This window comes from Pseudomonas sp. LAIL14HWK12:I7 (assembly GCF_000483465.1).
Taxonomy (GTDB): domain Bacteria; phylum Pseudomonadota; class Gammaproteobacteria; order Pseudomonadales; family Pseudomonadaceae; genus Aquipseudomonas; species Aquipseudomonas kermanshahensis.
In genome coordinates this window covers 18,285-38,824 of record NZ_KI519606.1, presented here as the reverse complement: position 1 = coordinate 38,824, position 20,540 = coordinate 18,285, and the positions used below count along the sequence as shown (strand labels likewise).

The 20,540-nt window shown below is 63.6% G+C and carries 20 protein-coding genes; 12 read left to right on the top strand and 8 right to left on the bottom strand.

The window, feature by feature from the left end; all coding sequences use genetic code 11:
* Positions 1–22: 22 nt before the first annotated feature.
* Together hpaR (D886_RS0122960) and hpaA are read right to left on the bottom strand one after the other, a co-directional pair.
* Positions 23–445: a homoprotocatechuate degradation operon regulator HpaR gene (hpaR, locus tag D886_RS0122960; RefSeq protein WP_027596134.1), complete on the bottom strand. Its 423-nt coding sequence runs from the start codon at positions 443–445 to the stop codon at positions 23–25.
* Positions 446–620: 175 nt separating this feature from the next.
* On the bottom strand, positions 621–1,526 hold the full coding sequence (gene hpaA / locus D886_RS0122955) for a 4-hydroxyphenylacetate catabolism regulatory protein HpaA (protein WP_027596133.1): 906 nt from the start codon (positions 1,524–1,526) through the stop codon (positions 621–623).
* 172 nt (positions 1,527–1,698) lie between these two features.
* Here hpaA and D886_RS0122950 point away from each other — a divergent pair, with 172 nt between their 5' ends.
* The 8 genes from D886_RS0122950 (at position 1,699) to hpaI (ending at position 9,118) form a co-directional block, all read left to right on the top strand.
* On the top strand, positions 1,699–2,358 hold the full coding sequence (locus tag D886_RS0122950) for a fumarylacetoacetate hydrolase family protein (protein WP_027596132.1): 660 nt from the start codon (positions 1,699–1,701) through the stop codon (positions 2,356–2,358).
* Between the two features lie 11 nt (positions 2,359–2,369).
* A complete protein-coding gene (locus D886_RS0122945; RefSeq protein ID WP_027596131.1) occupies positions 2,370–3,134 on the top strand; it encodes a fumarylacetoacetate hydrolase family protein in 765 nt (254 codons plus the stop codon).
* Between the two features lie 5 nt (positions 3,135–3,139).
* Positions 3,140–4,600: a 5-carboxymethyl-2-hydroxymuconate semialdehyde dehydrogenase gene (gene hpaE, locus D886_RS0122940; RefSeq protein ID WP_027596130.1), complete on the top strand. Its 1,461-nt coding sequence runs from the start codon at positions 3,140–3,142 to the stop codon at positions 4,598–4,600.
* Positions 4,601–4,730: 130 nt separating this feature from the next.
* Positions 4,731–5,654, top strand: coding sequence for a 3,4-dihydroxyphenylacetate 2,3-dioxygenase (gene hpaD / locus D886_RS0122935; protein ID WP_027596129.1), 924 nt, complete (start codon positions 4,731–4,733; stop codon positions 5,652–5,654).
* 59 nt (positions 5,655–5,713) lie between these two features.
* Positions 5,714–6,124, top strand: coding sequence for a 5-carboxymethyl-2-hydroxymuconate Delta-isomerase (locus D886_RS0122930; RefSeq protein ID WP_027596128.1), 411 nt, complete (start codon positions 5,714–5,716; stop codon positions 6,122–6,124).
* A 51-nt stretch (positions 6,125–6,175) separates the two neighbouring features.
* A complete protein-coding gene (locus tag D886_RS0122925; protein ID WP_027596127.1) occupies positions 6,176–7,483 on the top strand; it encodes an MFS transporter in 1,308 nt (435 codons plus the stop codon).
* Between the two features lie 17 nt (positions 7,484–7,500).
* The gene (gene hpaH, locus D886_RS0122920) at positions 7,501–8,304 is read left to right on the top strand and encodes a 2-oxo-hept-4-ene-1,7-dioate hydratase (protein ID WP_027596126.1); all 804 of its coding nucleotides are present in this window, start codon (positions 7,501–7,503) and stop codon (positions 8,302–8,304) included.
* Between the two features lie 10 nt (positions 8,305–8,314).
* Positions 8,315–9,118: a 4-hydroxy-2-oxoheptanedioate aldolase gene (gene hpaI, locus D886_RS0122915; RefSeq protein WP_027596125.1), complete on the top strand. Its 804-nt coding sequence runs from the start codon at positions 8,315–8,317 to the stop codon at positions 9,116–9,118.
* A gap of 104 nt (positions 9,119–9,222) precedes the next feature.
* On the opposite strand, the gene D886_RS0122910 is transcribed toward hpaI, so the two are convergent.
* The 3 genes from D886_RS0122910 to hpaR (D886_RS0122900) all read right to left on the bottom strand — a co-directional run bounded on the left by D886_RS0122910 (position 9,223) and on the right by hpaR (D886_RS0122900) (position 12,032).
* Positions 9,223–10,161, bottom strand: coding sequence for a p-hydroxyphenylacetate 3-hydroxylase reductase component (locus D886_RS0122910; RefSeq protein ID WP_027596124.1), 939 nt, complete (start codon positions 10,159–10,161; stop codon positions 9,223–9,225).
* Positions 10,162–10,236: 75 nt separating this feature from the next.
* Positions 10,237–11,406, bottom strand: a complete 1,170-nt coding sequence (locus D886_RS0122905) for a p-hydroxyphenylacetate 3-hydroxylase oxygenase component (RefSeq protein WP_027596123.1) — start codon at positions 11,404–11,406, stop codon at positions 10,237–10,239.
* 203 nt (positions 11,407–11,609) lie between these two features.
* Positions 11,610–12,032 (bottom strand): homoprotocatechuate degradation operon regulator HpaR, encoded by a 423-nt coding sequence (gene hpaR / locus D886_RS0122900; RefSeq protein ID WP_027596122.1) that lies wholly within the window; start codon positions 12,030–12,032, stop codon positions 11,610–11,612.
* A gap of 240 nt (positions 12,033–12,272) precedes the next feature.
* Between hpaR (D886_RS0122900) and D886_RS0122895 the strand changes: the two genes are divergently transcribed.
* Positions 12,273–13,571, top strand: coding sequence for an FAD-binding oxidoreductase (locus D886_RS0122895; protein ID WP_027596121.1), 1,299 nt, complete (start codon positions 12,273–12,275; stop codon positions 13,569–13,571).
* A 30-nt stretch (positions 13,572–13,601) separates the two neighbouring features.
* Positions 13,602–13,967: a cupin domain-containing protein gene (locus D886_RS0122890; protein WP_027596120.1), complete on the top strand. Its 366-nt coding sequence runs from the start codon at positions 13,602–13,604 to the stop codon at positions 13,965–13,967.
* A 143-nt stretch (positions 13,968–14,110) separates the two neighbouring features.
* Here D886_RS0122890 and feaR read toward each other — a convergent pair whose 3' ends face one another.
* The 3 genes from feaR to D886_RS0122875 all read right to left on the bottom strand — a co-directional run bounded on the left by feaR (position 14,111) and on the right by D886_RS0122875 (position 17,228).
* Positions 14,111–15,052 carry a transcriptional regulator FeaR gene (feaR, locus tag D886_RS0122885; RefSeq protein WP_027596119.1) on the bottom strand — a complete coding sequence of 314 codons (942 nt, stop codon included), beginning with the start codon at positions 15,050–15,052 and terminating at the stop codon, positions 14,111–14,113.
* Positions 15,053–15,166: 114 nt separating this feature from the next.
* Positions 15,167–15,751, bottom strand: a complete 585-nt coding sequence (locus D886_RS0122880) for a DUF3156 family protein (protein ID WP_027596118.1) — start codon at positions 15,749–15,751, stop codon at positions 15,167–15,169.
* The gene (locus tag D886_RS0122875; RefSeq protein WP_027596117.1) at positions 15,732–17,228 is read right to left on the bottom strand and encodes an APC family permease; all 1,497 of its coding nucleotides are present in this window, start codon (positions 17,226–17,228) and stop codon (positions 15,732–15,734) included. The genes D886_RS0122880 and D886_RS0122875 overlap by 20 nt, the downstream gene beginning before the upstream one ends.
* Before the next feature lie 277 nt (positions 17,229–17,505).
* Here D886_RS0122875 and D886_RS0122870 point away from each other — a divergent pair, with 277 nt between their 5' ends.
* Both D886_RS0122870 and D886_RS0122865 read left to right on the top strand, forming a co-directional pair.
* On the top strand, positions 17,506–18,993 hold the full coding sequence (locus tag D886_RS0122870) for an aldehyde dehydrogenase family protein (protein ID WP_027596116.1): 1,488 nt from the start codon (positions 17,506–17,508) through the stop codon (positions 18,991–18,993).
* A gap of 188 nt (positions 18,994–19,181) precedes the next feature.
* The gene (locus D886_RS0122865) at positions 19,182–20,492 is read left to right on the top strand and encodes a hypothetical protein (RefSeq protein WP_027596115.1); all 1,311 of its coding nucleotides are present in this window, start codon (positions 19,182–19,184) and stop codon (positions 20,490–20,492) included.
* The last annotated feature ends 48 nt before the right edge of the window (positions 20,493–20,540 follow it).

Below are 20,540 nucleotides of genomic sequence, written 5' to 3'. Positions count from 1 at the left end.
CGGCCCTCCCCCGCAGCCCGGCCTACGGCTCGATGCGTTTGAGCTCGTTCAACAACCCCATCAGTTGCGCCAACTTGTCTTCGCCGAACTGCGCCTGGATCTTGCGGTAGTTGGCCTCCATGCCCTCGCGCATCGACTCGAAACAGGCCTCGCCGCGTTCGGTGAGGCTCACCAACACGCGCCGCGCGTCCTGCGCCGCCTTCTGCCGGCGCACCAGGCCATCGCGCTCCAAACGGCTCAACACCCCGGTCATGCTCGGTTTGAGGATGCACGCCAGGTGGGCGAGCTGGTAGCTCTCCAACTCACCTTGCTGGCTAAGAATACGAATGACTCGCCACTGTTGCTCGGTCAGGTCGTGTTCGTTCAGCAACGGTCTGAAAAATGCCATTGCCGCTTCCCGGGCCTGCAGCAGGCTCAATGTCAGCGAGGGTTGCGTCTTGGTCATGTGGGCGCCTGTGATTGGGGTACGACTGGCAAGATTAGGGGCATAGGCAAAAAGGGACAAGGCGCCTGGAAAGTGCAAGCTCTTCCATGGAAAACCCATTCAAGGCCGCCCGCCAAGCTGCGACCATCCGGATCAAACAACAACGACGCGATCCGGGCGGTACGCCATGGCCCTCTCACAACAACTCCGCTTGCCGCTGGCGGTATTCGCCGGGCGTGAGCTTGGCGTAACGGTTGAAGAACCGGCTGAAATAGGCCGGGTCCTTGAAGCCCAGCTGGTAGCAGATTTCGTTTGCCGTGCTGCCGGAGAACAACAGCAGGCGCTTGGCTTCCTGCATCACGCGTTCAAGCACCAGGCGCTTGGACGGCAAGTCGGCGATGCGCCGGCACACATCGTTCAGCCGCGCCTCGGTCACGCCGATCTGCTGCGCATAGCGCGCCAGGGGCCAATGCTCAAGGTAATGCGCTTCGATCAGTGCGTTGAAGCGGTGGAAGATTTTCAGGTCTTCGTGCCTGGCCGGGGTGGCCTCGCGCGAGTTGGGGCACAGCCGCAGCAAGCTGATCATGATCAGCCGGGTCAGCGACTGCAGCGCCGCATCGCGCCCCGGATGGGGCGTGGCAACTTCGTCGCTGAGCGCTTCCAGCCAGCGTTCGAGCCTGCGCGCCTCGGCCTTGTACGCAGCCGGCACCTTGGCCAGGGCAACGCAGGCAGGCCGCACCTGCACCCCGGCCGGCAACAGGCTGGCGTCGGCTTCGATCAGCTGCCAGACCAGTTGCTGACGCACCGTCAGCACATGGCCGTCGCTGTCTGGCTCGGTGACGAAGGCATGCGCCACCGTCGGCGGCGTCAGGAAGAACATCGGCCCGGCCTCGATGTACTGCTGATCGTCCAGGTAAACCCGCACCGTACCGGACTTCACGTAATGCACCTGGAAAAACCGGTCGTGCCGGTGCACGGGCATGTTGCGCCCGAAAAACCCGGCAAGGTTGCCCAGCCGGTCGTAGTGCACCTCGCTGTCGCTGTAGCGCTGGTCATAGACCTGGCCGATGTTGATGTTCGGAATGGGATGCCGATCACTCATGACTGCTTACCCGCAAAGCGCTTGCCCGTATTGACGATCACCCATGGTGCCCCGGCTGCTTGGCAGATGCCACTGGGTGAAGCCTTGACCTTCGTTAACATATTAACTATAACATTAACACATTAACAATCTCGGCAGGACGACCCTCGCCCTGCACCGCCTGGAGAAAAGCATGAGCCATGCCCTGCATGACGTTGCGACCGGCACCCTGTTCGGCGTTGCGCTGAACTACCAGGGTCTGCTGCAGCAGCACGAAGCGGCGTTTCACGAAGCGCCCTACAAACAACCGCCCGTCAAGCCGGTGCTGTTCGTCAAGACGCCCAACACCCGCAACCACCATGAAGGCAACGTGGTGTTTCCGGCCGGTGTCGAGCGCCTGCAACCGGGCCCTGCCCTGGGCGTGGTGATCGGCAAGGACGCCAGCCGGGTCAGCGCCGAAGACGCGCTGGGCTACGTGGCGGGCTACACCATCGTCAACGAAGTCAGCCTGCCTGAGACCAGCTACTACCGCCCTGCGGTCAAGGCCAAGTGCCGCGATGGCTTCTGCCCGGTCGGCCCCACCCTCGTGCCGGCTGCACAGGTGGCCAACCCCGACGCCCTGGGCCTGCGCCTGCGGGTCAACGGTGAAGTGCGCCAGCAGAACACCACCGCCAACTGCGTGCGCACGGTTGCCCAGCTGATCGCCGAGATCAGCGAATTCATGACCCTGCATGCGGGCGACATCCTCATTACCGGCACCCCCGAGGGGCGCGTCAATGTGCAGCCAGGCGACCGCGTCGATGTCGAGATCGATGGCCTGGGCACGCTCACCAACCACATCGTCGCCGAATGAGGACTGCACCTGTGAAACACGCCCGTATCCAGTTCGACGGCCAGGTCCATAACGTCACCGTCGAAGACGACCACCTGCGCCTGGCCGACGGCCGCCTGGTGCATGAAGACCAGGTGACCTGGCTGCCACCGGCCACCGGCAGCATGTTCGCCCTGGGCCTGAACTACGCCGACCACGCTGCGGAACTCGCCTTCACGCCGCCCACCGAGCCGCTGGCGTTCATCAAGTCGCCGGGCACCTACACCGGCCACAAGCAGGTCACCTGGCGCCCGGACAACGTCGCCTACATGCACTACGAGTGCGAGCTGGTGGCGGTGATCGGCAAGCAGGCACGTAACGTCAAGCGCGAAGACGCCCTGCAGTACCTGGCCGGCTACACCGTGTGCAACGACTACGCCATCCGCGACTACCTGGAAAACTACTACCGCCCCAACCTGCGGGTGAAAAACCGCGACGCCACCACCCCGGTCGGCCCGTGGATCGTCGATGCGGCCGACGTGCCAGACCCGTCCAACCTGAAGCTGCGCACCTGGATCAACGGTGAGCTGAAACAGGAAGGCAGCACCTCGGACATGATTTTCGACATCCCTTACCTGATCGAATATTTCTCCAGCTTCATGACCCTGCAACCGGGCGACATGATCGCAACCGGCACCCCAGAAGGCCTGGCAGACGTAGTGCCAGGCGATGAAGTGGTGGTGGAAGTGGAAGGCGTCGGTCGCCTGGTCAACCGCATCGTCAGCGAAGCTGACTTCTTCAAGAACAACAAGGCATGAGCAGCATGATCAAGCACTGGATCAACGGCCGTGAGGTCGAGAGCAAAGACACCTTCGTCAACTACAACCCAGCCACCGGTGACGCGATTTGCGAAGTCGCCAGCGGCGGTGCCGAAGAGGTCGCGCAGGCGGTTGCGGCGGCCAAGGAAGCCTTCCCGAAATGGGCCAACACCCCAGCCAAGGAACGTGCCCGTCTGATGCGCAAGCTGGGCGAGCTGATCGACCAGAACGTGCCGAAACTGGCCGAGCTGGAAACCCTCGATACCGGCCTGCCGATCCACCAGACCAAGAACGTGCTGATCCCGCGTGCCTCGCACAACTTCGACTTCTTCGCCGAAGTGTGCACCCGCATGGATGGCCACACCTACCCGGTCGACGACCAGATGCTCAACTACACCCTGTACCAGCCGGTGGGTGTGTGCGGCCTGGTAAGCCCCTGGAACGTGCCGTTCATGACGGCCACCTGGAAGACTGCGCCGTGCCTGGCCCTGGGCAACACCGCCGTCTTGAAAATGAGCGAATTGTCGCCGCTGACTGCCAACGAACTCGGCCGCCTGGCCGTTGAGGCCGGCATCCCCAACGGCGTGCTGAACGTGATCCAGGGCTACGGCGCCACCGCCGGCGATGCGCTGGTGCGTCACCCCGATGTGCGTGCGATTTCCTTTACCGGCGGCACCGCCACCGGCAAGAAGATCATGCAGACCGCCGGCCTTAAAAAATACTCGATGGAGCTGGGTGGCAAGTCGCCGGTGGTGATCTTCGAAGACGCCGACCTGGAACGCGCCCTGGATGCAGCGCTGTTCACCATCTTCTCGCTCAATGGCGAGCGCTGCACGGCCGGCAGCCGCATTTTCATCCAGGAAAGCGTTTACCCGCAGTTCGTCGCCGAGTTCGCCGCCCGCGCCAAGCGCCTGATCGTGGGTGACCCGACCGACCCGAAAACGCAAGTTGGCTCGATGATCACCCAGCAGCACTATGACAAGGTCACCGGGTACATCCGCATCGGCATCGAAGAAGGCGCACGCCTGGTTGCCGGCGGCCTGGAGCGCCCGGCCAACCTACCGGCGCACTTGGCCAAGGGGCAGTTCATCCAGCCCACCGTGTTCGCCGACGTGAACAACAGCATGCGCATCGCCCAGGAAGAAATCTTCGGCCCAGTGGTGTGCCTGATCCCGTTCAAGGACGAGGCCGAAGCACTGCAACTGGCCAACGACACCGAGTACGGCCTGGCCTCGTACATCTGGACCCAGGACATCGGCAAGGCGCACCGCCTGGCGCGTGGCATCGAAGCTGGCATGGTCTTCATCAACAGCCAGAACGTGCGCGACCTGCGCCAGCCGTTCGGCGGCGTAAAAGGCTCCGGCACCGGGCGTGAAGGTGGGCAATACAGCTTCGAAGTGTTCGCCGAGATCAAGAACGTGTGCATTTCCATGGGCAGCCACCACATCCCGCGCTGGGGTGTATAAAACCGTCTCGATCAAGCGGGTAACCCTGTGGGAGCCCACGGTGCATGGCACGGGCTGCGCCCGTGTTCGCGGGCAAGCCCGCTCTCACAGGCTTCTACACCCTAACAACATCCTCTTACCGGAGATTTCCATGGGCAAACTCGCTCTCGCTGCCAAGATTACCCATGTACCGTCCATGTACCTGTCCGAGCTGCCTGGCCCGCGTCAGGGCTTTCGGCAAGCCGCCATCGACGGGCACTACGAGATCAGCCGACGCTGCCGTGAGCTCGGGGTCGACACGATTGTCGTGTTCGACACCCACTGGTTGGTCAATGCCAACTACCACGTGCTCTGCGGCCCGCATTTCAAGGGCGTCTACACCAGCAACGAACTGCCACACTTCATCAGCAACATGGAATACGAGTTCCCGGGCAACACTGCACTCGGCCAACTGCTGGCAGCCGAATGCAACCGCTTCAACGTCGAGACCATGGCCCACCACGCCACCACCCTGGGCCCTGAGTACGGCACCCTGGTGCCGATGCGCTACATGAACCAGGACCAGCACTTCAAGGTGGTTTCGGTCTCGGCGCTGTGCACCTCCCACTACCTGGCCGACAGCGCACGCCTCGGCTGGGCCATGCGCAAGGCCGTGGAAGAGCACTACGACGGCACCGTGGCGTTCCTGGCCAGTGGCTCGCTGTCACACCGCTTTGCGCAGAACGGCCAGGCGCCGGATTTCGCCACCAAGGTGTGGAGCCCGTTCCTGGAAACCCTGGACCATCGCGTGGTGAAGATGTGGGAGAACGCTGAATGGGAAGAATTCTGCGGCATGCTCCCCGAATACGCCGCCAAGGGCCACGGTGAAGGGTTCATGCATGACACCGCGATGCTGCTCGGAGCCCTGGGCTGGTCGAAGTACGACGGCAAGGCCGACGTGGTAACGCCCTACTTCGGCTCGTCGGGCACCGGCCAGATCAACGCGATCTTCCCGGTCACCCCGCAGGATGGTGCTGCCATCCCCGCCGCGCAGGCCGCCAACCCGGCCGCGGTGGTGTCCACCAGCCGCCTGTAGTTCCGCTGCCTGGCCGCTCTGCCGGGCGGCCAGGCGTTTCTGCCAAGAGGATGCCCTTCATGCCACACCTGGTTCTGCTCTACACCCCCGACCTGGAAACAGACGCCGACATCCCGGGCCTGTGCCGTGCGCTGGCCAACACCATGCTCGAACAGCGCGATGCCGCCGGCAAGGCCGTGTTCCCCACCGGCGGTACCCGCGTGCTGGCCTACCCCGCCGCGCACTGCGCAGTGGCGGATGGCAACGGCGACTATGGCTTTTTGTACGCCAACCTGCGGATGGCCAACGGCCGCTCCGCGGAGGTTCACAAAGCGGTCGGCGACAGCCTGTTGCACGTGCTCAAACAGCACCTGGACGCGCTGCTCCAGCAGCGCCCCATCGGCATCACCCTGCAGATCGACGAGAGTAACGCGCAGGTCTACGACGCCAAGCACAGCACCCTGCACCCGCTGTTCAACAAACCGGCCTGAGCCAACGGCCGACACCTTTCACCGTCTCATCACACAACAAGTACAACAAATATGAGCACACTCGAGCACGCCTCGCGCAGCACGGCGCAAGCCACACTCATGGACAGTACACACCGGGCCGTCACCTGGCGGCTGATGCCGTTGCTGCTGGTCTGTTACCTGTTCGCCCACCTGGACCGCATCAACATCGGCTTCGCCAAGATGCAGATGAGCCAGGACCTGCACCTGTCCGACACGGTCTACGGGCTGGGCGCCGGGCTGTTTTTCATCGCCTATGCGTTGTTTGGCGTACCCAGCAACCTGATGCTCGACCGCGTCGGCCCGCGCCGCTGGATCGCCAGCCTGATGGTGGTGTGGGGCACACTGTCGACCTGCATGCTGCTGATCGAGAGCAGCAGCGCGTTCTACCTGCTGCGGTTTGCCCTGGGCGCGGCGGAAGCCGGGTTTTTCCCAGGCATTCTGGTTTACCTCAACCGCTGGTACCCCGCGGGCCGCCGTGCCCAGGTCACGGCATTGTTCGCCATTGCCGTGCCGCTGGCAGGCGTGGTCGGCGGGCCGCTGTCGGGCAGCATTTTGGCGTTCATGCATGACGCTGCGGGCCTGCGTGGCTGGCAGTGGATGTTCCTGATCGAAGGCGCCCCGGTGATCCTGCTCGGCCTGGTGGTGCTGGCGGTCCTGCCCGAGCGTTTCGAGCAGGTGGCCTGGCTCGACGCCCAGCAAAAGGCCGCCCTGCGCGCCCAGTTCGGCCAGGAAGAACAGCGCAAGCCGGTCACCTCGTTCGCCGGCATCCTCGCCAGCCCTGCCGTGTGGCTACTGGTGGCGGTGTACTGCGCAGTCATGCTGGCGGTGAACACGCTGGCGTTCTGGATGCCCAGCCTGATCCACACCGCCGGCATCGGCAGCGACGCCAGTGTCGGCCTGCTCAGCGCCGTGCCGTACCTGGCCGGCTGCGTGTTCATGCTGGCCTGCGGACGCTCGTCCGACCGCCACCGCGAGCGCCGTTGGCACCTGTCCATCCCCCTGCTGATGGCCGCGGCCGGTATCGCGATCGCTGCCCTCGCGCCCAACCAGGCACTGCCCGTATTGGCCGGCCTGGTGCTGGCAGGCATGGGGGCAAGCGCCGCCCTGCCGATGTTCTGGCAACTGCCTACGGCGTTTCTCAATGACCGCACCCAGGCTGCCGGCATCGCTCTGATCAGCTCGCTGGGCAGCATCGCCTCGTTCGCCACGCCCTATTTCATCGGCTGGGTCCGCGACACCACGCAAAGCGCCAGCCTCGCGCTGTATGTGCTGGCTGCGTTCATCACCCTCGGCGGCCTGCTGGTGCTGCGTACCCGCGCCGCCATCGTCAACCCTTGAACCTTGAGACTTCAACCATGCTCGATAACGCATTCATCCAACAGGCCGCCGAGCGGCTCGACCAGGCCGAGCGCTCGCGCGAACAGGTGCGCCAGTTCTCGCTCGACCAGCCTGCCATCACTATCGAAGATGCCTACGCCATCCAGCGTGCCTGGGTGGCCAAGAAGCTCGCCGCCGGGCGCAAGCTGGTCGGCCACAAGATCGGCCTGACCTCACGCGCCATGCAGGTCTCGTCGAACATTACCGAGCCTGACTACGGCGCGCTGCTGGACGACATGCTGTTCGATGAAGGCAGCGACATTCCGTTTGAGCGTTTCATCGTGCCGCGCGTCGAGGTCGAGCTGGCCTTCATTCTCGGCAAGCCGCTCAAGGGCCCGAATGTGACGGTGTTCGACGTGTTGGACGCCACCGAGTGGGTCATCCCGGCGCTGGAAATCATCGACGCGCGCATTCAACAGGTCGACCCGCAGACCCAGGCCACGCGCAAAGTGTTCGACACCATCTCCGACAACGCCGCCAACGCCGGCGTGGTCATGGGCGGGCGCGCGGTACGCCCCACCGAGATCGACCTGCGCAAGGTGCCGGCCGTGCTTTACCGCAACGGTGTGATCGAAGAGTCCGGGGTCAGCGCCGCGGTGCTCAACCACCCGGCCAAGGGTGTCGCGTGGCTGGCCAACAAGCTGGCCGCGTACGACGTCACCCTGCAGCCGGGCCAGATCATCCTCGGCGGATCCTTCACGCGCCCAGTAGCCGCACGGCCTGGCGACACCTTCCACGTCGACTATGACCTGCTCGGCTCGATTGCCTGCCGTTTCGTTTGAGGACTTGCCCATGGACATGCCCGTCAACCGCTTCAAACAACGCCTGCGCAGTGGCGAGCCGCAGATTGGCCTGTGGCTCGGCCTGGCCGATGCATACTGTGCGGAGCTGGCGGCCAATGCCGGCTTCGACTGGTTGCTGATTGACGGCGAGCACGCGCCGAACGACCTGCGCGGCATGCTCGCGCAGTTGCAGGCGGTGGCGCCCTACCCGAGCCAGGCGGTAATTCGCCCGGTCATTGGTGACACAGCGTTGATCAAGCAAGTGCTGGATATCGGCGCGCAGACCCTGCTGGTACCCATGGTGGAAACCGCCGCGCAAGCACGCCAGCTGGTGCAGGCCATGCAGTACCCGCCCAAGGGTATACGCGGCGTGGGCAGCGCTCTGGCGCGGGCGTCGCGCTGGAACAGCATCCCGGGTTACCTCGACCAAGCCGACGCGCAGATGTGCTTGCTGGTGCAGATCGAGAACAAACAAGGGCTGGCCAACCTGGATGAGATCGTTGCGGTCGAGGGCGTCGATGGCGTGTTCATCGGCCCGGCCGACCTGAGCGCCGCCATGGGCCACCGCGGCAACCCTGGGCACCCTGAGGTGCAGGCAGCCATCGAGGACGCGATCGTGCGCATCGGCAAGGCAGGCAAAGCGGCGGGTATTCTCAGTGCGGACGAGACGCTGGCGCGGCGCTACATCGCCTTGGGCGCGGCGTTTGTGGCGGTGGGGGTGGATACCACGGTGCTGATGCGTGGGCTGCAGGATCTGGCGGGGAAGTTCAAAGGTACGTCGGCGTCGGTGAGTGACGGGGGCGGGGTTTACTGAACAGCAATGGGGCTGCTTTGCAGCCCTTTCGCGAGCGAGCTCGCTCAGGGACCGCGTGATCCCTGGGGCGATGGGCCGCAAAGCGGCCCCTGGTTATCAACAGCTCACATCTGAATGATCGCCTTCAACACCGTCTTGAAGGTATCCAGCTGCTCTTCACTGAACTGCCCAAACACCTTGTCCTGCTGCTCCCTGGCAATGGTCCACAGCGCCTCGGTCTCATCCACACCTTTCACCGAAAGCCGCACCCGCCCCTCATCGTCAGCAATCAGGCCCTTGCGCTTGAGGTTGGCAACCGCTTCCTCGATCTCACGCGCAGGCATCGCCACTTCGCGCTGCAGGTCGTTGAGGCTGAGCCCGGCATCGTTCTCCAGCACCATCAACATGCGCGCCTCACTGGTACGCAACCCGGTGCTCAGTTGACGTGGCTGGTAATCACCCTGGTAGGCACGCAACGCCTGGGTCATCAGGTAGTACAGGTTGTGCTGCAGGCGGCCCTGGAAGTGGCTGCTCGGCGCCTGGCCCTCTGCACGCTGGGTCATGCGCGTGTGGGGCAGCACCATCGAATAGGCGCCTTGGTGGTACAGCAACGGCGAGCGGCCGAAGTCATCGAACGCCACCACCTTGCCCACCAGAATCCAGTGGTCGCCGCCGTCCAATTGCTGAAACTTCTCACACTGGAAGCGTGCCGAGCAGTCAGCCAACAGCGGTGCGCCCCCCGCCCCTTGCTGGTAATCGATGCCTGCGAACCGATCGTCCTTGGGCCGCGCGAAGTTGTTGGACAGCTCGATCTGGTCCGCCGCCAGAATGTTCACGGCGAAGTGCGACGCTTCTTCGAATACTTCATGGCTGGTGGAGCGTTTGTCGATGCTCCACAAGATCAACGCAGGCTCCAGCGAGACCGAGTTGAAGCTGTTGGCGGTGACGCCAACCTTACGCCCGCTGGCGCCAGCGGCGGTGACTACGGTGACGCCGGTGGCGAAGTTGCCCAGCGCGCGGCGGAAGGCTCGGCTATCGAAGGCCGTGGTGTTTTCAGTGGACATGCAAGACTCCCGGGCAGGCCAAGGGCCCGCCCTGTTTGTTGTTGTGGTTGTAAGGGGAATTGACCCGCGCGAGGGTCAGACCATCGCCGGATCAGGCTCCAGGCCCATCAGCTCGCGGCCGAGGATCTGCGCGCAAACGTCATAGTCGGTGTAGGCGTGGGCACCGGTCAGGTGCGCATCACGGAACAGCCGCTGCATCTCGTTGCTTTCAAACCAGGCGCCGCCGCCGGACGCTTCCATCAGCCGGTCTACCGCCTGGATACACATCTTCACGGCATAACCCTGGTTGGTCCGCCAGAACGCCAGTGTGGCGCGTGTGGGGTATTCGTGGCGCTCGCTGTACTCGGCGATTTCATCCCAGCTTTTTTCCAGCAGGGCACGGGCGGCGGCCACTTGATGGGTGGACTCGGCCAGGCGCATCAGCGCAGGGGTTGCAGCCCCCACTGCGGCGCCGGTGTAGGCACGTACGCGGTTGCGGGTTTTCTCGCGGAACACCTCCAGCATGCGCTCGGCGACACCGAGGCTGACGGTGGAAAAACCACTGGCGAAATACGGGCGGTACGGGGCGAAGAAGATCTTGCTGTCTGGGTACAGACCAAAGCCTGCCGACTTGCCTTCCATCATGTCCTTGGCCTTCTGGATGCGGTGCTCCGGCACGAAGGCGTCACGCACGATCAAGGTCTTGCTGCCGCTGCCGCGCATGCCCACGGCATACCAGTCATCACGGATTTCGTAGTCGCTGCGCGGCAGAACGGCAAAGCAGTAGTCCTGCGTACCTTCGGCATTCTTGCGGCGGAACCCCATGATCGCCCACTCGGCATGGTCACAGCCGGAACTCCAGCCCATTTCGCCGCTGAAGGTCACGCCGCCTTCGACTTCCTCGGTACGGCCAAAGGGCGCGATGCTGCTGCTGGCCGTGGCATCCGGGTTGGTTTGCCAGACCTCCTGCTGCAGCGTGGGCGAGAACATCGCCATCTGATGGCTGTGGGTGCACAGCAGGCTCATGGCCCACGCGGTGCTGGCGCAGGCGCCTGCCAGCAAGGCGATGCACTGGGCAAACTGCGGCAGCGAGATCTCCATGCCGCCATAGTGTTTAGGCAAAAAGGCACGGTGCATGCCGATGCTCTTGAGCAGCGCGATATTCTCTGCCGGGACACTGCGATCTTGCTCTGCACGCACCGCATTCGCAGCAATTGTCGGCAGGATCGACTTGAGGTCTTCCAGCAGGGGATTTGGCTTTTTCATGAACGGTCTCTTTATTATTGGAGAGTCAGCTGCGGCTGCGCACGCCCTGTGGCACAGGCGTTACGGTGCTATGGCACAGCCGGCAAGTCAGTAAAGACACGTTCAGTATGTGAGGTGCGAGTGCGCCTCGAAATGCACGTTACGGCGGGAAAATTGCACTTTCCATGGTGTTGATCAGCCGAGGTGCGGTGGGCTCTGGCGGGTCACGGTTTGATCTTTTTCATTTCGTGGAGCAGCTGCATCAGTTGCTGCAGTTTGTCTTCGCCGAACTGGCTGAGGATCCGTTCATAGTTGCGGGCCATTTCCTCGCTCATGGCCATGAACGCCTGCTGCCCCTTGTCGGTCAGGCTGATGAACACCCGGCGCTGGTCTTCTGGCGACTTGCGCCGGGCGACGACCCCATCGCGCTCGAGCCGCTTGAGCACACCGCTCATGCTGGGCTTGAGGATGCAGGCAAGCTCGGCAAGCTGATGGCTTTCCAGCTCGCCTTGCTGGTGCAGGATACGAATCACCCGCCACTGCTGTTCGGTCAGGTCATGGGCATTCAATGCCGGCCGAAAGAACGCCATCGTGGCTTCGCGAGCCTGCAGCAGGGTAAGGGTCAGAGAGGGTCTTGGTGTGGTCATGCGTGCCCGAGCATCATGGAAAGTGGCGAGCAGGCCAGTATGCCAGCCCGGGCTCATTAATACATTAACCAATCAGCCGCTGGCAGCCCTGTGCAACCGCTGCCAGTGGCACTGGCAGGCTGGTTACACTCGCTGGCAGGCAAGGACAAGACACCCGCCAATGTTCAAGCGCTCAATGGCCTCATGTGCCAGAGCGCTTGCCAAACGGCCCTATCACACTTCTATACAGCAGGCGGCGTCATGATCACCCTCGAGAGCCCGACCTATTACTCTGCGACCAAAAAGTACAACCTGAACTTCCCCACGCTGGAATGTGACATCGACGCCGATGTAGTGGTCATCGGGGGCGGCTTTTCCGGCATCAACACCGCGCTGGAGCTGGCGGAAAAAGGCGTGACCAACATCGTCGTGCTTGAAGCGCGCTACCTGGGTTACGGCGGCACCGGGCGCAACGGCGGGCAGATCATGGCGGGCATCGGCCATGACCTTGAGAAGATCCGGCGCAGTGTCGGCGACAAGGGCCTGCAGGAGATCTTCGCGATCAGCGAACTGGGCGCCGGCATCATCAAGGCACGCATCGCCCGCTACGACATCGACGCCGACTTCTGCCACGGCTATGGCTACATGGGCTTCAACAGCCGGCAGGAAAAGACCCTGCGCGCCTGGGAAAAGCAATTCAAGGCCATCAACCCACACGACGAGATCCGTTTTCTGGGCGGCTCGGATGTGCGGCAGATCATCGGCAGCGACGCCTACAGCAGCGCCCTGCTGCACATGGGCGGTGGCCACGTGCATTCGCTCAACCTGCTGCTCGGCGAAGCCCAGGCCCTGGTCGGCCACGGTGCGCGCATCTTCGAGCACAGCCCGGCGCTGGAGGTGACCTACGGTGAGCGTATCAAGGTGCGTACCGGGCGCGGCTCGGTGCGCGCCAGCAAGCTGCTGTGGGCCTGCGACAGCTTCCTCAACAAGCTGGAGCCCGAACTGCACAGCCGCACCATCAACACCTACGCCTTCCAGATGATGACCGAGCCTCTGCCGGAGGCGCTGATCGACCGCATCAGCCCGATCCGCGGTGCCTACAGCGATATCCGACCGGTGATCGACTACTACCGGGTCACCCGCGATAACCGCCTGCTGTTCGGCGCTGCCACGTCCTGCATCGAGCATATCCCGCTGGACCTCAAGGCGTGGAACCGTGCACTGATGCTGAAGATCTTCCCGTACCTCAAGGACGTGCGCATTGACCTGGCCTGGGGCGGCCCGATGGCCACCAGCGCCAACCTGTTCCCGCAGATCGGCACGCTGAGCAACCGCCCCAATGCGTTCTATGTGCAGGGCTATTCAGGCTTTGGCGTCACGCCTAGCCACATCATTTGCAAGATCCTCGCCGAAGGCATGCACGAAGGGTCCGCACGCTATGGCCTGCTCAGCTCGGTCAAGCATGCGCGAATCCTTGGCAAAGACCATTTCCGCCCGCTGCTGCTCACCGCCGGTAAGGCCGCGCACCAGCTGTCGGGCTATTTCAACGGCCGCCGTTAAACCTTTCCCTCTCATCACTGGAGCACTGCCATGACCCTCACCGCCGCCAAACAAGGCGTCCAACTGTCCGAACTCGACCCGTGGGGCAGCGTTGCTGACTTGGGCTCGGAGATTCTCGAAGGCGATGTCAACGCCTTCGGTAAGATGACCCACGGCGCGCCGACTGACCCGGTCAGCAGCGCCTACTTCGGCACCACGCGTGGCAAGTTCCGCATGGTCTACCCGTTCGACGAGCAGGCGGTGATCGTCACCGGCGAAATCCAGCTGACCGATGAATCCACGGGGCAAGTCACCCGCTTCAAGGCCGGTGATGCCTGGTTCGTCAGCAAAGGTACGCCGGTGCTGTGGGAGGTGCTGAGCGAATCGTTCGTCAAGCATTACCTGGCAGTGGCCTGAGGTTTGCCCCCGGATTGACACGACCTGGGTAGGAGCAGCCTTGTGCTGCGAAGAGGCCGGTGAAAACACAGTGAACTTACACTGCTTTCACCGGCCTCTTCGCAGCACAAGGCTGCTCCTACCTGGGTCGCGGTAAGCGCGTGTCAGGCCATGGCCTGGGCGCGGAAGTCCTTGGGCGATTGCTCGAACTGCTTTTTGAACGAGCGGCTGAAATGCGCCGAGTCGGTAAAGCCCCACTTGTAGGCGATCGAGGTGATCGACTCGCGCTTGAAGAACGGGTTGGCCAGGTCGTCCGCGCTGCGCTTCAGGCGCGCACGCTGGATGTAGCGGCAGACGCTGTCACCCTCCTCCTCGAACAGGCGGTACAAATGCCGAACCGAAATGTTCAGCCGGCCGGCCAGGTTGGCCGGTGTCAGCCCGGGCTGTGACAAGGACTCGTCAATCACCTGCTGCACATAGCTACGCAGGTTGGCCCCACTGAGCGGGCCAAGGGTGTGCGGCGAGTCGCCATTGCGCTCGAAACCGGGCTCCAGCAACGCAATGAATGCCGTCTGCAACGCATCGCCTTGCGCACCATCGCCACTGGCATGGTCGTCCTTGCACAGTTGGTCCATCAAAACATGCAGCATGCGCCCGCAGGCATTCGATGAGGAAATCTTGCCGAACATCGCACCGCTGCCTTGCACATGCTTGCGCACCTGCTCGCGGGAAAGGGCCAGCGAAACATGCTCGATCAACCCACTGGGGGTGATCTCGCAACGCCCGACAGAGTCCATCAGCAGCAACTCGCCCGGCGCCAGGCTGACCTGCATGCCGCCCTGCGCCACCGTCGAGTAGCCCATGCGCTGGCTGACCAGAAAGCAATGCTGGTCGTCGTCGAGGGTCGGGTTTTCGCCCAGGCGGCGGATGTTGCCGGCATTGGTGCGCAGATTGGCCAGTGGTAACCCCGCACGGGAAAACGTCGACACTTCGCCGATGAACAACGCCGGGTTGGAGGCCAGCTCGGTCTCGAAACGGCCGCAGATCTGCTGCATGTCCGTGGTCCAGCGTTCCAGACCCTGACGGTTGGGTTGTTGAGTGTGCATGGATGCCCTCGACGCAGAATTTGTTGTTATGCAGACATTGTTAACATGTTATCAATGGCCGCACAACTGTGATCTCTCGTCTGAAGCTTGAGCAAGGCACGTGCCAAAAAAGGCTTAGAGACGGGGTAGCGATTGCCCGAACAGGCCGAGGCAGGCCATCAGGTGCGCGCGTTGCGGCGGGCTGATCTGAATGTAGCGACGAAACGCTGGCATGCGGTTGACCACTTCGCTGCCGCCCATGTGTTCCAAGGTCAGCCACCAGTGGCCAGCGCGGCATTCCAGGGTCAGGCGCTTGAAATCCAGCGGCATCAGGGCGGCGGTCAGTTGCGCATTGTTCAGCAGTTGCTCACGTACCTGGGTGAAACGCGCCTTGTCGCCGCTGCGGTACACGCACGCCAGGCCAGTACGACGGATTGCACCCGCATGACGCATTTCAAGCGTTACCCCGCCCCCTTGCAGGGCAGGCAGGCACAGGCGGAATTCGCAGGTGACCACATGCATCAGCAAGTGTGCCTCGACACACTCACGTACCTCGGCACGCCAGCCCAGCGCCGGGTTGTCGATCACGCCGCGGGCGGGTTCCAGCAACTGCATGTGCACCTGCCCCAGGTTACGCGACAGCAGCCCCAGCGTGGCCCCGGGCCGGTAGCCGGCCGGGGCACGCGGCGCCAGCAGGCGATCACGCAAACGTCTGATCATGGTGCAGGTGCTCCACTGCATGGCCCGGCTCTGCCGCAAATTCTTTTTCCAGCACATCCTCGACCCGCGCCGGCTTGAACGGGTTGACCTTCTGCACGCACAGCGTCCAGAACAGCGCATAGGTAGCGGTGCCGGCCAGCATGATGGCGAACGGCACATAGATGTCGGCCGGGTTCATGCCTGGTGGGGTGATGAACGCCATGCCAATGACGATACCGCCACTGGAAATGATCTGCGGCAGCGGGAACAGTGGCGAGCGGTAGGCCCGTGGCAGGTCGGGCCGGCGGATGCGCAGGATCACCACCGACAGCGTCACCAGCAGGTATGCCGTGCTCCAGGCACACACTGCCGCCAGCACCAGGTGCAGGATGTTGTCCGGGTTGCCGCCCAGGTACCAGGCGTGCAGGCAAGGGATCAGGGCAACCACAAGAATGCACAGCAAGGGCGTCTTGAACCGCGGATGCAGGTAGGCGAAAGCCTTGGGCAGCGCGCCGTCCACCGCCATGCCGTACAGGATGCGAGGCACCCCGGCCATCAAGGTGTTGATGGTGGCGGCGCCGGCAAACAAAAAGCCGATACCCAGCCACACCGGGCCGATATCGCCCATCACCTGTTCAGCGAAACGCGGGATGGCCATGGGTGTGTCGAGCAAGTGCACGCCGCTGGCAGCATCGAGCACGACGTTTTCCACCTGGCGCTTCATGGCTGCGCCATAGATGAACATGCAGCTGGCCACGCCAAACAGGCCCAGCGCCATGGCCCGCGGCAACACCCAGGCCGAACGGCGCAGCTCCGGCGCCAGCGGCGTGACGAACTCACAGCCGACGAACATGAACATGGCCATGCCGATCAGCGAGAGGATGGTCATCAGGTCGGTGCCGACCAGCGACGCCCCGAACGGCCCTTCCAGCTCGACCGCCGGTGCGGCGATCAGGCCCAGCACGCCGAACACCATCAGCGTGGTCCACATGCCGAAGGTCAGGATCACTTCGGCCCGGCTGAACGCACTGACCCCGAAGGCATTGAGCACGGCGAACGCCAACACGAAGCAGACACCCAGCAGCCACGAACCGCCCGCCGACTCAGCCAGGGTGTTGAGGTGCTCGAAGTTCACCAGCGCCATGACCCCCGACAGGATGGTTTCGGCAGTACCGGCGAACACGTGCACGATCAGGTAGGCCGACAACGTGCCGGTGATGGCGAAGAAGCGGCCCATGCCGCAGTTGATGTAGTCGTAGACCGACCCTGTGGTTGGCAAGATCGAGGCCGCTTCGGCAAAGGTGGTCGACTGCGCCAGCATCATCAATGCCGCGATGACCATGGCCAAGGCGAAGGCACTGCCGCCAATGCCAAACCCCATGGTCGCGGTGAGGATCACCGGGCTGGCCATGATCAGCCCGACGGTGCTGGCCAGCGCCGTAGGAAAACCGACACTGCCCCGGTTGAGATGCTCGGTGAGCTTATTGTTGAGTGACATCGTTATGCCCCGGCTTGTTTTTGTGGCGTTGAACGCGGCAAGTGAACCTGCACGCACGGCTGTTGTTTGCCTCCCTGCGTCATCACTGTGCGCCGCAGCCGGCGGGGCGTCTTGCCCATGGCTGCCGTGGCCCTTGTTGCTGCCTGCCAGCACCTGCATGCCTGGCAGGCAGCGTCATGCCGCCGTCAGGGAGATGCAAGATCAGCACCGGGCCCGTTCACTATGCTCGACGCTTTGGCGGCCGGTCAGGCCGCGTTCCTCTGCCTCAGGAGCCAGCATGAGCGACATTACCCTTCTTCCCGCGGTCACGGCATTCTTGGCCCGCCGACATGGCGTGTTCATTCACGGCCACTCCGTCGCCAGCCAATCTTCCTCGACCCTTGCCGTGGTCAACCCGGCCAATGGCGAAACCCTCGCGCGCATCGCCGATGCCAACCAGGCCGACATTGACCATGCCGTGAGTTCGGCGCGCCAAGGCTTCAGCACCTGGTCGTGCACCAGCCCGGCCGCCCGCGCCGGCGTGCTGTTCAAGCTGGCCGACCTGCTGGAAGCCAACCGCGAAGAATTGGCCCAGCTAGAGACCTTGCAGTCGGGCAAGCTGATCGGCATCGCGCGCGCGTTCGAGGTAGAGCAGGCCGCGCATTTCTTGCGCTACTACGCAGGCTGGGCCACCAAGATCACCGGCCAAACCATCACCCCGTCCCTGCCCTCGTTCGCCGGTGAGCGCTACAGCGCCTTCACCCTGCGCGAACCGATCGGGGTGGTGGTGGGCATCGTGCCGTGGAACTTCGCCACCATGATCGCCATCTGGAAGCTGGCCTCGGCGCTGACCACCGGCTGCAGCATCATTCTCAAACCCAGCGAGTTCACGCCCCTGACGCTGCTGCGCATCGCCGAACTGGCCAGCGAGGCCGGCCTGCCACCGGGCGCCCTCAACGTACTGACCGGCGGCGGCCTGGTGGGCAAGGCGCTGGTCGAGCACCCCGGTACCGACAAGGTTTCGTTCACCGGCTCCGTGCCCACCGGCATCGCCGTCGGCCAAGCCGCCATGGGCGCCAAGCTGACCCGTGCGACACTGGAACTGGGCGGCAAGAACTCGGTAGCGTTCCTGCCCGATGTAGCGCTCGACAAAGCCGTCGACGGCATCATTGAAGCTGGCTTTCTGCATTCCGGGCAGATCTGCGCCGCCGGTGAGCGCTTCTTCGTCCACCGCTCGCGCATCGACCCACTGCTTGACGCACTGTGCCAACGCCTGGGCCAGCTGAAGGTCGGCTCGCCGCTGGATGAATCGACCCAGTTCGGCCCGGTAGCCAACAAGCCACACCAGCAGAAGCTGGCCGAATTGTTCGCCACCGCACGCGCCGAAGGCAGCCAGATCATTCATGGTGGGCACATTGGCGATGGCCCAGGCTGCTTTGTCGAGCCGACGGTGATTCTCGCCAAGGGCGCCAGCGACACCCTGCTCAACCAGGAAACCTTCGGCCCGGTGGCGACCTTCTTGCCGTACGACGACGAAGACGAACTGTTGCACCTGATGAACGCAACGCCCTACGGCCTCAGCGCCAGCCTGTGGACCAACGACCTGGGCAAAGCCATGCGGATGGTCCCGCACATCCAGGCCGGTACGCTGTGGGTCAACATGCACACCCTGCTCGACCCCGCCGTGCCTTTCGGCGGTATCAAGGCGTCCGGCATCGGCCGCGAGTTCGGCTCGGCGTTCATCGATGATTTCACCGAGCTCAAGTCGGTGATGATCCGTTACTGAAGCGCCCTGCTGCATGCACCTGGCCAAGGCGGGCAAGCGCCTTGGCAGCCACGAACAAGACCCCACCCAGCCATCCACGCACTAATAGGCCGTCGCAGCCAACCGCGACGGCGCCTCGCCCCAACGAGGCTGCCCCCGAACAACAAAGGCCGCCTTGCGAGGTGCCGAGAACAATCGAGGGAAGTGCAATGTTCAAACCGCAACGGCTGTCCACCCTGGCCCTGGCCACGCTGCTGGCCAGCCAGGCCGCGCCGGCCTACGAACTCTACGCCGACGAAGACAGCCACGTGAATGCCGACATGCTCGCGGTGTGGGGCATGTTCAACAGCCGCAAGAATTATGACGGCACGGCCGGTGGCTCGACCTGGCGCGAGGGCTTCATCAAGTATGGCCTGAGCGGTGACCAGGGCCTGGCAGGCAACGGCAGCCTCTATGGCGCCTTGAACTGGGTGAGCTCCGCCACCTGGGGCGATGGCGATGCTGCCGGCAACACCGATGGTTCCGAGCGCACCACCAAGATCGAGGACGCCTACCTGGGCTGGCGTTCTGGCGACCTGCTGCCCTGGCTGGGCAAGGATGGCGTAGACCTTTCTGGAGGGCGGCAGGTGGTCCGCCTGGGCAGCGGCTTCCTGATCAACGACGACGGCCCGAACCTGGGCAACGGCGTGGCCGACGGCCACCTGGACCGCGGCGGCGCCTACTACTTGGCGGCGCGTCACGCCTTCGACCGCACTGCAGTACTGCGCCTGGGCGGGCAGGATGGCCTGCATGGCAGCCTGCTGTGGCTGAAGTCCGATAACCGCGCGCAGGCCGAAACCGAACTGGCCGCCGGCACCCTGGACTACACCCATGCTCTGGGCACCTTGGGGCTGACCTGGGTGCACGGTATCGACGTCACCGACCAATGGGCCAGCGCGTTTCAGAAAGCGCGTGAGGGCATGGACGTCTACAGCCTGCGTGGCGAAGGCAACGCCGGCATCGACAATGCCAGTTTCGCCTTCGAATACGCGTGGCAAGACAAGCAAGGCGGCCCGGAAAAAGCCTGGTACCTGCAGGCCGGCTATACCTTCGCCGACCTGCCTTGGGCACCCCAGGTGACCTACCGCTACACCCGCTACTCGGCAGGCTGGGACGCGCTGTTCAGTGGCCTGTCCAGTGGCTATGGCACCTGGTTCCAGGGTGAAGTCGCCGCCAACTATGCCGGGCCCTTCAACAGCAACACCGGCATCCACCATGTCGGCGTGAAGGCGACACCGCTGGAAAACCTCACGGTCGGTGCGCTGTATTTCGACTTCGACACGGTGCGTACCCGCGACAGCCTCAACCTCGATGCCCGGGAGCTCGACCTTTACCTGGAATGGGCGGTCAACGACCACGTGATCATCAGCCCGCTGGTGGGCCTGTATCAGCCCCGCAAGGACGAGCGCAACGGCGGCAATCAGGTGGGCGGCAACGGCACCAACGTCTACAGCCAGCTGACTGTCGCGGTGCCGTTCTAGATCAGCACATGAGCCACTGTAGGAGCAGCCTTGTGCTGCGAAGAGGCC